The organism is Cupriavidus basilensis OR16 (genome assembly GCF_000243095.1).
GTDB classification, from domain to species: Bacteria; Pseudomonadota; Gammaproteobacteria; order Burkholderiales; family Burkholderiaceae; genus Cupriavidus; species Cupriavidus basilensis_D.
The window spans coordinates 1-11,645 of sequence record NZ_AHJE01000116.1 but is presented as its reverse complement, the minus strand read 5'-3'; the positions used below and the strand labels follow the sequence as shown (position 1 = coordinate 11,645).

The 11,645-nt window shown below is 65.3% G+C and carries 8 protein-coding genes and 4 pseudogenes; 2 read left to right on the top strand and 10 right to left on the bottom strand.

The genetic code is table 11. The annotated features are described in order from the left end of the window. Positions 1–86: 86 nt before the first annotated feature. The 5 genes and pseudogenes from hutC to OR16_RS33485 all read right to left on the bottom strand — a co-directional run bounded on the left by hutC (position 87) and on the right by OR16_RS33485 (position 4,862). Complete coding sequence (hutC, locus tag OR16_RS33505) at positions 87–860, bottom strand: histidine utilization repressor (protein ID WP_006163252.1); 774 nt, start codon at positions 858–860, stop codon at positions 87–89. Between the two features lie 15 nt (positions 861–875). Next, positions 876–1,594, bottom strand: a pseudogene (locus tag OR16_RS33500) (ABC transporter ATP-binding protein). Then, on the bottom strand, positions 1,591–2,463 hold the full coding sequence (locus OR16_RS33495) for an ABC transporter permease (protein ID WP_006163251.1): 873 nt from the start codon (positions 2,461–2,463) through the stop codon (positions 1,591–1,593). Before OR16_RS33495 ends, OR16_RS33500 begins: the two are co-directional and overlap by 4 nt. A 13-nt stretch (positions 2,464–2,476) precedes the next feature. Beyond that, complete coding sequence (locus tag OR16_RS33490; protein ID WP_006163250.1) at positions 2,477–3,448, bottom strand: ABC transporter substrate-binding protein; 972 nt, start codon at positions 3,446–3,448, stop codon at positions 2,477–2,479. A 433-nt stretch (positions 3,449–3,881) separates the two neighbouring features. After that, entirely contained in the window at positions 3,882–4,862 is a 981-nt protein-coding gene (locus OR16_RS33485) for an NAD-dependent epimerase/dehydratase family protein (RefSeq protein WP_043422132.1), read from the bottom strand. Between the two features lie 9 nt (positions 4,863–4,871). Between OR16_RS33485 and OR16_RS33480 the strand changes: the two genes are divergently transcribed. Both OR16_RS33480 and OR16_RS33475 read left to right on the top strand, forming a co-directional pair. Beyond that, positions 4,872–5,945 carry a CDP-6-deoxy-delta-3,4-glucoseen reductase gene (locus OR16_RS33480; RefSeq protein ID WP_043422131.1) on the top strand — a complete coding sequence of 358 codons (1,074 nt, stop codon included), beginning with the start codon at positions 4,872–4,874 and terminating at the stop codon, positions 5,943–5,945. 263 nt (positions 5,946–6,208) lie between these two features. Next, a pseudogene (locus OR16_RS33475) lies at positions 6,209–7,395 on the top strand (acetylornithine transaminase). Positions 7,396–7,477: 82 nt separating this feature from the next. On the opposite strand, the gene OR16_RS33470 reads toward OR16_RS33475, so the two are convergent. The 5 genes and pseudogenes from OR16_RS33470 to OR16_RS42110 all read right to left on the bottom strand — a co-directional run. Then, positions 7,478–8,194, bottom strand: a complete 717-nt coding sequence (locus OR16_RS33470; RefSeq protein ID WP_006163247.1) for an ABC transporter ATP-binding protein — start codon at positions 8,192–8,194, stop codon at positions 7,478–7,480. A 16-nt stretch (positions 8,195–8,210) separates the two neighbouring features. Then, positions 8,211–8,994 (bottom strand): annotated as a pseudogene (locus OR16_RS33465) (ABC transporter ATP-binding protein). 13 nt (positions 8,995–9,007) lie between these two features. Continuing rightward, complete coding sequence (locus OR16_RS33460; RefSeq protein ID WP_006163245.1) at positions 9,008–10,168, bottom strand: ABC transporter permease subunit; 1,161 nt, start codon at positions 10,166–10,168, stop codon at positions 9,008–9,010. A gap of 13 nt (positions 10,169–10,181) precedes the next feature. Beyond that, on the bottom strand, positions 10,182–11,126 hold the full coding sequence (locus OR16_RS33455) for a branched-chain amino acid ABC transporter permease (RefSeq protein ID WP_006163244.1): 945 nt from the start codon (positions 11,124–11,126) through the stop codon (positions 10,182–10,184). A gap of 208 nt (positions 11,127–11,334) precedes the next feature. Beyond that, positions 11,335–11,645: pseudogene (locus OR16_RS42110) on the bottom strand (ABC transporter substrate-binding protein); the annotation flags it as partial.

Sequence of the window (11,645 nt, the reverse complement as noted above, 5' to 3'; positions counted from 1 at the left end):
TGGCGCTCATTTGTATGTCCCTGTCTATACAGCCCGGTTCGTGAGTTGGCTGGTGAATCTGAAGAATCTAACGGCCCGCGTCTGGTTCAGCCGAAGGCCGGGTTGCCATCGGCGCGGAATCGGCTGCCTAGGCGGTAACGGTTGCCTGGGTGCAGGCAACGTACAAAGGTCACGGGGGTGCCGCCCGTCCAGGTACGGCGGGTCAGCAGCAGGCACGGCTGGGTGGCCGGCATTTCCAGTTGGGCGGCCTGCTCCGCCGTGGCGGAGATGGCATCGACCACGTGCTCGATCTGATCATAGGGCACGTGGCGCAGCAAGTATTCGCCCGGCTTCACCGCATCGACGGCGGCGAAATCCTGGTTGATGAAGTCGGGCGCCACGCGCGGGTTCACATAGCGGTCTTCGAGCTGCACCGGCACGCCGTCCTCGCGGTGCACGCACACGGAGTGGAACACCGATTCGCCGGTGCGCAGGTCCAGCGCGGCGGCTACCTCGATGGAGGCGGCCACGCGCTCCACCACCATGACGTCGCAGGCGTAGTCGTGCCCGCGCATGCGGATCTCGTCCTGCAGGTTGACCACGCTTAGCAGCGTCGATTGCGGCTTGTGCTCGGCCACGAAGGTGCCCACGCCGGCCACGCGCACCACCCTGCCCTGCTCGGCCAGCTCGCGCAGCGCGCGGTTCACCGTCATGCGCGATACGCCGAAACGGGTCACCAGTTCCTGCTCGGACGGCACGCGGTCGCCCGGCTGCCACGCGCGGCTCTGGATATGGCGCGCGATGTACTCCTTGACCTGCTGGTAGAGCGCGGCGGGAGTGGCATCGGGAACGCCCCGGCGGGTGGCGGCGGCAGCTTTCATCACTGGATTGACGGCTCAGTGCTCGGCCGAGGCCATGGCCTCGGCGCGAATTTCTTCCGTCAGCAGCGCCTTGAGTTCCGAGAACGCCGGCGACGTCTTGATGGTGTAGTGGCGCGGATGCGGAAAATCCACATCGATGGTGCGCTTGATTCGTGCGTGACGAACAGCACGGTCTTGCGTGAGGCTTCCCAGATACCCAGCAGCAGTTCCTGCATCAGCACGCGGGTCTGGTTGTCGAGCGCGCCAAAGGGCTCGTCGAGCAGCAGGATCTTGGGGTCGTTGGCCAGCGCCCGGGCAATCGCCGTGCGCTGCTGCATGCCGCCCGAGAGTTGCTTGGGGAAATGGTGCTCGAAGCCGCGCAGGCCCACGCGCTGGATAAAGAAGTCGCTGCGCTCGCGCTGGTCGGCCTCGCTCATGCCGCGCTCGCGCAGGCCAAAGCGGACGTTCTGCTCGATGGTCAGCCACGGGAACAGCGTGTACGACTGGAACACCATGCCGCGCTCCGCGCCCGGGCCGGTGACTTCCCGGCCATCGAGCAGCACGCGCCCGGTGGTGGGCGTATCCAGCCCGGCGACCATGCGCAGCAGCGTGGACTTGCCGCAGCCCGAGGGACCGAGGATGGTGACGAAATCGTTGTCCGCCACCTCGAAATCGGTCGGCTGCAGAGCCAGGGTCTGCCCGCCACGCGGATTAACGAAAGTGCGGGAGACCTGCTGGATGGACAGCGCGCTCATTTGATCGAACTCCACGGGAACAGGCGCTGGTTGGCCAGCTTGAAGGCGAGGTCGGAGATCAGGCCGATACAGCCGATCACGATGATGCCGAAGATGATCTGCCCGGTGTTGAGCAACGCCTGGCTGTCGGTGATCATATGGCCGATGCCGGAGGACGAGCCGATCAGCTCGGCCACGATCACGTAGGTCCAGGCCCAGCCCAGCACCAGGCGCAGGATCTCGGCAATCTCCGGCGCGGCGCCGGGGATCAGCACGCGCCGCACGATGCCGCTGCTGTTGGCGCCCAGCGTGTAGGCTGCCTCCACCAGGTCGCGCCGCGCGCCGCCCACCGTCACCGCAACCATCAGCACGATCTGGAAGAACGAGCCGATAAAGATCACCAGCACCTTCTGCGCCTCGCCGATGCCCGCCCACAAGATCAGCAGCGGAATAAAGGCCGAGGCTGGCAGGTAGCGGCAAAACGAGACGAAGGGCTCGAAGAACGCCTCCGCCGCCTTGTACGCGCCCATGAAGATGCCCAGCGGCACCGCCAGCGCGGCGGCCAGCACGAAGCCGCCCAGCACGCGCCACACGGTCATGCCGATATCGCCGATGAAGTTGTACTCGGTGAACAGCAGCACACCTTCGCGCGCCATGGTCATCGGGTCGGCCAGGAAGGTGCGCGGCACCATGCCGCCCAAGGTCACCGCCGCCCACACGGCAAAGAACACCACGAAGAATGACAAACCCAGCACCCAGCGCGCCTGCTGCGAGACCGGCGTTAGCGGCGCAAGCCAGGGATGGCGGCGCGCGGCCGCCGGCGTCCCCGCGGCGGGGACGGGCTTTGTGGCCGGATTCGCGGCGGGCGAACCAATGTGAACCTGCGTCATGGCACCAACCTCTTTACTTGATGAAGCGCGCGTCGTACAGCGCCGTTACGTCGGGCACCTGGCGAATCACGCCGATCTCCAGCAGCACCTGCGCGGCTTCCTTGCTGAAGCTGCCCAGCTCGCCGCCAAAGAACTTGCGGTTGGCTTCGCGGTCCTGCCAGCGCAGGTAGGCGGACGACTTGGCGAACTGCTCGCCGGTCTGCTTGACCGCCGCGCCCATGATGTCGTTGGCCTTGGCGGGGTCCTGCTTGATCATGTCGAGCGCTTCGAAGTAGCTATCGACCAGCGCTTGCGCGGCCTTGGGATTGTCCTTGAGCCATTTTGGCGCGCAGCCCAGGGTATCCATCACCATCGGGTAGTCGAGCGTGGTGGCCAGGATCTTGCCCTTGTCCGGGTTCTGGCGCACGGACGACAGGTACGGCTCGTAGGTCATCGCGGCGTCGTTCTGGCCGGAGACGAAGGCCTGCGCGGCCGCCTGCGGCGACAGCGTGGTGGTCTTCACGTCCTTGAGCGTCAGGCCGTTCTTCTTGAGCATCCAGGCCAGGCCGAAGTAAGGCGCGGTGCCCGGCGCGTCCACGCCGATGGTCTTGCCCTTGAGGTCGGCGAAGCCTTTCACGTCGCTGCGCACGGCCAGGCCGTCGGCGCCATAGGATTTATCGAGCTGCACGATCTGGGTGATGGGCACGCCGTTGGCATTCCACGCCACGTGGGTCTCGACCGTGGTGGCGGCGCACTGGATCGCGCCGGAGGCGAGCGCCAGGTGGCGGTCCTTCTGCGGAATCATCTTGATGTCGACATCGACACCGTGCTTCTTGAAGATGCCAGCCTTGTCGGCCAGCGTCAGCGGCGCGAAGCCGGTCCAGCCGCTCATGCCCAGCGTGACCTGCGTGGCTTGCGCCTGGGCGGTGCCGGCCGCACCCAGCGCGGCGGCGACTGCTGCTACGGCGACGGCTAGCGACTTGCCGCTACGGATACGAAATCCCATCTTCCTGGCTCCTTTGGTGTGATGCGAACGGGGCCGCGCCTGCGCAGGCGGCGGCCGGATCGCCCGGCTCGGGCGGCACCGTCCTTGCGGCGCCGGTCATTTGCCAGGCAATTTAGCAACCCTGTATATACAAGTCAATGCAGTAGTTAACCCGAGGCGAAGCGCGTAACTGGCGTGGCCAGCACATAGGCTCCGACAACCGTGGAACCGCACAAAACGGGCGGGTTATGGCATGGGGCCGGCCGCGCGCCGATGCCCGCTGGCGGGGCATCCGGCGCATGCCGCTTGCGGCTCCCCGCACCAGATCCGCGCACCCGCACGCCGGATTCGCCACTTGCTGTCTATACAGGATCGAGCGGCGATATCTACGCAAGCGGCATGCCACCGCATGGCACTGGGAATGGGGAAGAAGGGCTTCCGGCAGCCCCTGCGCTCAGGCGTCGAAGAAGGACGCCACGGTGGGATAGCGCAGCCGCAGGCGCAGTTCGCGTTTGAGGCGGGCGTTTTCCAGCCGGCGCGATTCGCTCATGAAGCTGAGCAAGGTTGGCTCCACGGCTTCGCGCAGTTGCGCGCGAGCCAGGCGCGGCGGCCTGGGCAGGCCACGGCGGTCGGCCACCAGGTCGAAGTAATCGGCCATGCGCATTTCCGAATCGTCGCTGGCATGCACCACCCGCTGCGCGCGGCCGCGGAACAGCGACGCCACCATGGTGCGGGCCAGGTCCAGGGCATGGATGTGGTTGGTATAGACATCGTCCTGCGGCGCCAGCGCCGGCGTGCCCTTGGCCAGGCGGGCCAGCGGCAGCCGGTCTTCGGCGTAGATGCCGGGGATGCGCACGATGGAAGCCCGCCAGCCGGCATGGCGGCCAAAGTCCCGCACGGCCTGCTCGGCCGACACGCGGCGCCGGGCGCGCGCGGTTTGCGGGCGCACCGCCTGGGATTCCGCCAGCCTGGCGCCACCGCGATCGCCGTATACGCCCGAGGTGCTGGCGTAGACGAACGCTGGCGGCGCGGCGCTTCGGCCGGACCGGCCCTTGCCCCGGTCGGGTAGAATAGCGGGCTTGGCAAACCATCCGCCAGGCCGTGCGGCGCAGCGCCGCCAGGCACCGCGCCGCAAGGCACGCAGCAGCGCCAGCGTGCGGGGATCGCCCTCGCCGCGGGCAGGCGGCGGCGCCAGGTGCAGCACCTTGTCGGCCAGCCCGGCCAGGCGCGCCAGCGTGGCGGGCCGGTCCAGGTCGGCTACCAGCGGTACAGCGCCGTTGTCCCGCAGCGCTGTGCGGCGGGACGGCTGCGAAGTGATGGCAAAGACGCGCCAGCGCGTCGATAGAATACGCAGGCAACGCGTGCCCACATCCCCACAGCCAACGATGAGTAGGCGCGGGCGACCCAGGCGGCGTCGCGACAGATTTTTGCTCATAGAGTGATTATGGCTTATCAAGTTACCGTCATGCCCAGCGGCCGCACGTTCGAAGCGGCTGCGGATGAAACCATCCTTACCGCGGCCCTGCGCCACAGCATTGGCCTGCCCTACGGCTGCAAGAACGGCGCATGCGGATCCTGCAAGGGCCGTGTCACCGCCGGCGGCATCGAGCAGGGCGATCACGCAGCTTCCGCGCTGTCCGCGCAGGAAAAGACCGAGGGCCGCGCGCTGTTCTGCTGCGCCAAGCCCACCTCGGACATCACCATCGAATGCCGCGAGGTGCAAGGCGCCGGCGACATCCCCATCAAGAAAGTGCCGTGCCGCGTCGCCACGCTGGAACGCGTGGCCGACGACGTCATCGTGACCCGCCTGCAACTGCCCGCCACCGAGCGCATGCAGTTCCTGGCCGGCCAGTATGTCGAATTCCTGTTGCGCGACGGCAAGCGCCGCAGCTACTCCATCGCCACGCCGCCGCACCAGGAAGGCCCGATCGAGCTGCACATCCGCCACATGCCCGGCGGCACCTTCACCGACTACGTGTTCGGCGCCAGGGAAGGCCAGCCGGCCATGAAGGAGCGCGACATCCTGCGCTTCGAAGGCCCGCTCGGCAGCTTCTTCCTGCGTGAAGACTCCGACAAGCCCATCATCCTGCTGGCCTCCGGCACCGGCTTCGCGCCGATCAAGGCCATCGTCGAGCACGCCGTCTACACCGGCATCACCCGCCCGATGACGCTGTACTGGGGCGGCCGCCGCCCGCGCGATCTCTATATGCACGCGCTGTGCGAGCAATGGGCGCGCGAGCTGCCCAACTTCCGCTACGTGCCGGTGATCTCCAACGCCCAGGACAGCGACGACTGGGACGGTCGTACCGGCTTTGTCCACGAGGCCGTGATGGAAGACCATCCCGACCTGTCCGGCTTCGAGGTCTACGCCTGCGGCGCGCCGGTGATGATCAATGCCGCGCGCAAGGACTTTGCGCTGCGCTGCGACCTGCACGAGGATGCCTTCTTCGCCGACTCGTTCACCTCGGAAGCGGACATGCATCCGGCAGGTTCGGTACCTCCGGCACCGGCGGCCTGAGCGCCTCGCTGCCCGTTCCCAAGCTACAACAATGCCCGGCCCCACCAAAATTCGTTTTGACAGCCGGGCGCATGGGCCTTATATTGGCCGCCATGAACTACGCTATCAACCGACGCAGCTACCGTACGTCGCTCCCCACCGGGGTGCCTCGCGGCTGACCGTCCATAGCTTCTGTTCAGGTCAACAAGCCACGGGCAATCCCCGTGGCTTTTTGTTTTTCTGCTCTCCTCTCCCCTGTTTCACGCCGACCCCTGGAGTCCGCCATGGCATTTGCTGAGTACCCCGTCCAATCCCTGATGTACATCACCAACCGGCCCGAGCTCGTCTTTACCGAAGGCAAGGGCTCGTGGCTCACGGACCATAACGGCAAGCGATACCTGGACTTCGTGCAGGGCTGGGCAGTCAACTGCCTGGGACACTCCAACCAGGCCATGATCGACGCGCTGGTCGACCAGTCGAAGAAACTGTTCAACCCCAGCCCGGCGTTCTACAACGAGCCCATGCTCAAGCTGGCCAAGCAGCTCACCGATGCCAGCTGCTTCGACAAGGTGTTCTTCGCCAACAGCGGCGCGGAAGCCAACGAAGGCGCGATCAAGCTGGCGCGCAAATGGGGCCGCAAGCACAAGAACGGCGCGTTCGAGATCATCACCATGGACCACAGCTTCCACGGCCGCACGCTCGCCACCATGAGCGCATCGGGCAAGGCCGGCTGGGACACCATCTTCGCGCCGCAGGTGCCGGGCTTCCCCAAGGCCGAACTGAACGACCTGGCCTCGGTGGAAAAGCTGATCAACGACAAGACCGTGGCCATCATGCTGGAGCCGGTGCAGGGCGAAGGCGGCGTGATCCCCGCTTCGCGCGAATTCATGCAAGGCCTGCGCAAGCTGGCCGACCAGCACAAGCTGCTGTTCATCGTCGACGAAGTGCAGACCGGCTGTGGGCGCTGCGGCACGATGTTCGCCTATGAGCTGTCGGGCGTGGAGCCGGACATCATGACGCTGGGCAAGGGTATCGGCGGCGGCGTGCCGCTGGCGGCCCTGCTGTGCACGGCTGAGTCGCCAGCTTCGAAGCCGGCGACCAGGGCGGCACCTACAACGGCAACCCGGTGATGACGGCGGTCGGCAGCGCCGTGATCGCGCAGCTGACCGCGCCCGGTTTCCTGCAAAGCGTGCAAGACAAGGGCGCCTACCTGCGCGAGCAGCTGCTGGCGCTGTCGTCCGAGTTCGGCCTGGGCGGCGAACGCGGCGAAGGCCTGCTGCGCGCGCTGGTGCTGAACAAGGACATCGGCCCGCAACTGGTGGAAGAAGCGCGCGACATGCAGCCGCAAGGCCTGCTGCTGAACTCACCGCGCCCCAACCTGCTGCGTTTCATGCCCGCGCTGAACGTCACCATCGAAGAAATCGACCAGATGATCGGCATGCTGCGCACACTGCTCAAGAAGCTGGCCTGAGCTTCGCCGGGGCATAAATGAGAAAAGCCTCGCGCGATGCGAGGCTTTTCTTTTTGCCAATGGCTGCGTTACACGGGCAACATCACTCGCCCAGGTACGCCGCGCGGACCTTCGGATCGTCCAGCATCTGCTTGGCGTCGCCGCTCATGGTGACGAGGCCGGACTCCATCACATAGCCGCGGTGCGCGGCTTGCAGTGCCAGCCGCGCGTTCTGCTCCACCAGCAGCACGGTCACGCCCAGCGCGGAGACGTCGCGCACCACCTCGAAGATCTTCGCGACCATGATCGGCGACAAGCCCATCGAGGGCTCGTCCAGCAGCAGCAGCTTGGGCTGGCTCATCAGCGCGCGCGCCATGGCCAGCATTTGCTGCTCGCCGCCCGACATGGTGCCGGCCAGCTGGTTGGCACGCTCCTTCAGGCGCGGGAAGATGCCGAACATGCGGTCGATGTCGGCCTTGATGCCGGCCTCGTCGACGCGCGTGTAGGCGCCCATCTGCAGGTTCTCGGTGATGGTCATGCGCGCGAACACGCCGCGCCCTTCCGGCACCATCGCCAACCCTTGCTTGAGCAGCGTGTAGCTGGGCACGCCCTTGATGGACTTGCCCATGTACTCCACATCGCCGCCGGCCCAGCCCTGCAGGCCGGTGATGGCCTTCATGGTGGTGGTCTTGCCGGCGCCGTTGGCGCCGATCAGCGTGACCAGTTCACCTTCCTTTATCTCGAGGTCGATGCCCTTGACCGCCTGGATGCCGCCGTACGCGACCTTCAGGCCGGATATCTTCAGTAGTGTTTCTTTCATTGTGTCTTTCTCCCCGTCAGTGCGCCGGGGTACCGAGGTAAGCCTCGATCACCGCTGGATTGCTCTGGACTTCGTGCGGCAGGCCTTGCGCGATCACCTTGCCGTAGTCGAGCACGGTCAGGCGGTTGCACAGGCCCATCACCAGCTTCACGTCGTGCTCGATCAGCAGGATGGTCTTGCCATCGGTGCGGATCTTGTCGAGCAGGCCGCGCAACTCCACCTTCTCGGTGGCGTTCATGCCGGCCGCGGGCTCCGGGCTCATCCAGCGCCAGCAGCTTGGGCTCGGTGGCCAGTGCCCGCGCGATCTCCAGGCGGCGCTGGTGGCCGTAGGACAGGTTGCGCGAAGTGAAGTGCGCGTACTTGCCAATGCCGACGTACTCCAGCAGGTCGTGCGCCCAGTCTTCCACCGAGTTTTCTTCACGCCGCACCGAAGGCGGGCGGAACACCGCACCTAACAGGCCAGCCTTGGTACGCACGTGCCGGCCCACCATCACGTTTTCCAGCGCGGTCATCTCGCCGAACAGGCGGATGTTCTGGAAGGTGCGGGCAATCCCGGCCTTGGCGACTTCGTGCACGGCGGTCGGCTGGTAGGCCTTTCCGCCCAGCACAAACTCGCCGGAGTCCGGCGTGTACAGGCCGGTAATCACGTTGAAGAAGGTGGTCTTGCCGGCCCCGTTGGGACCGATCAGGCCGTAGATTTCACCCGGCTTGATCTGTAGGCCCACATCGGACAGCGCCTGCAGGCCGCCGAATCGCTTGTTGACCCCCTGTACCGACAGGAGGAGATTCTCGTTGCTCATGATGTCCTCCTGGTCAGAAACGGCCAACGCTGCCCGGGCGGCGGATCACCGGCCGGTCTTCCTTGCGCGGCGACGGCCACAGGCCTGCCGGGCGATACAGCATCACGCCAACCAGGGCCAGCCCGAACAGCAGCTGGCGCAGCACTTCGGCGTCGACGATGGTATGGCCGAAGAGCATGTTCTGCGCCGGCTCCGCCACGGCGCGCAGCAGTTCCTGGAAACCCACCAGCAAGATACCGCCAAGGATCACGCCGGGGATGTGGCCCATGCCGCCCAGCACCACGATGGCGAGGATGTAGATGGACTCCCACAGCACGAACGACTCAGGCGAGACAAAGCCCTGGAAGGCGCCGAACACCGCGCCCGACGCACCACCAAACGAGGCGCCCATGGCAAAGGCCAGCAGCTTGATGTTGCGGGTGTTGATGCCCATCGCCTTGGCGGCGATTTCGTCCTCGCGGATGGCCACGAAGGCGCGGCCGATGCGCGAGTTCTGCAAGCGCAGGCAGATGAACACGATGGCGATCACCAGCACGACCAGCAGGTAGTAGTACATGAACACCGGCGTGAACTTCAGCCCGAAGATCTCGTGGGACTTGGAGAAATTGAAGCCGAAGATATGGACCGGGTCCACCGCGGTGATCCCCTTCGGCCCATTGGTGATGTTCAGGGGCCGGTCGAGGTTGTTCAGGAAGATGCGGATGATCTCACCGAAGCCCAGCGTCACGATGGCGAGGTAGTCGCCGCGCAGCTTGAGCGTCGGCGCGCCGAGCAGTACGCCGAATGTGGCCGCCACCATCACGGCCAGTGGCAGCACGAACCACATGGAGAGGTGCAGGCCATGGGGGAAGAGCTGGTGGATCCACTCGAACTGGTTGGCCAGGTGGGGCGAGCCCAGCAGGGCCATCATGTACGCGCCGACGGCATAGAAGGCGATGTAGCCCAGGTCGAGCAGGCCGGCAAAGCCCACCACGATGTTCAGGCCAAGCGCCAGCATGATGTAGATCAGCGCGAAATCCAGCACGCGGACCCAGTAGTTGCCGCCCAGCGTCTGGACGATGAAGGGCGCGCACAGGGCGATCACCAGGAAGCCAAGCAAGGCGGCCATGGTCTTGGCCGGCGTCTTGGTCAGCGGCGCAGCGGGCGCCACCGGGGATGGAATCGGGGTATTCATGGATTCTCTCTCCTTAGGCGCGTTCGGAAACCCGCTCGCCCATGATGCCGGACGGACGGAAGACAAGGACGGTGATCAGCACGATGAAGGCGAACACGTCCTGGTAGTTGGAGCCAAATACGCCACCCGTGAGATCGCCGATATAGCCAGCACCCAGCGCTTCGATCAGGCCCAGCAGCATGCCGCCGACCATGGCGCCCGCCAGGTTGCCGATGCCGCCCAGCACCGCGGCGGTGAACGCCTTCAGGCCCGGGATGAAGCCCATGTAGAAGTGGGCATTGCCGTAGTTGGTGGCCATCATCACACCGGCCAGCGCGGCCAGCGCGGCGCCGATCATGAAGGTGGCCGAGATCACGAAATTCGGGTTCACGCCCATCAGCCCCGCCACCTTCTGGTTCTCGGCGGTGGCGCGCATCGCGCGGCCCAGCTTGGTGCGGTTGACGAGCGTCAGCAGGCCCGCCATGACCATCAGCGCCATGCCGATGATGACGATTTCCTTGCCCGTGATGGTGGCGCCGGTCGAGCCGATATCGATCGGCGACGACGGCAGCAGCTGCGGGAAGGTCAGCGGGTTAAGCGGGTTACGCGACCAGATCAGCATGCCCATCGTCTGCAGGATGATGGAAACGCCGATGGCGGTGATCAGCGGGGCCAGCCGGGGCGCGTTGCGTAACGGTCGGTATGCGACCCGCTCGATGGTGTAGGCCAATACAGCGCAGACTGGCATGGCGATCAGGGTCGCGATCACCAGCGTGAGCCATTCGGGCAAGCCGGGGAAGAATTTCTGCAAGCCAAGTATGGCTGACAGGGCGGTCAGCGCGCCGATCATCAGCACGTCGCCATGGGCGAAGTTGATGATCCCGAGAATGCCGTAGACCATGGTGTAGCCGAGTGCGATCAGCGCATAGATGCTGCCGAGCACCAGACCGTTCACGATCTGCTGGATAAAGATATCCATGAAAACTCCTTGCTTCCGTCCAAATTCCCTCGGCATGGTGTAGATGTCGGGGGGACGTTGATATGTGGGTGGTTTGGTAGTGTGGTTGTTTGCTGGTAAGCGGCCTGCCTACTCCACCCATGGTAAGGATGCTGCACGTATGGCAAGGCTAAAAAAACGGCACCGCAACATACTCGCGGTGCCGTTCGGATGGGCCGGTAAGCCCGGATTACATCTTCACGACGTCAAGGACGGTCTTCTTCTTGTCCTTGTACTCGTACAACGTGATGGTCGCCTTCCTTCATGTCCGCCCTTTTCATCGAAGGCGATGTTGCCGATCAGGCCCTTGTAGTTGGTCTTGGGCATTTCGGCCAGGATGGCGGCCGGCTCGGTCGAGTTGGCGCGCTTCATGGCGTCAACGATGACCATGACGCGTCATAGGTGAACGGTGCGTAGATCTGCACCGGCGCGTTGAAGCGAGCCTGGTAGCGCTTGTCGAAGTCCGCGCCCTGCTCCATCTTGGACAGCGCCAGACCGGCT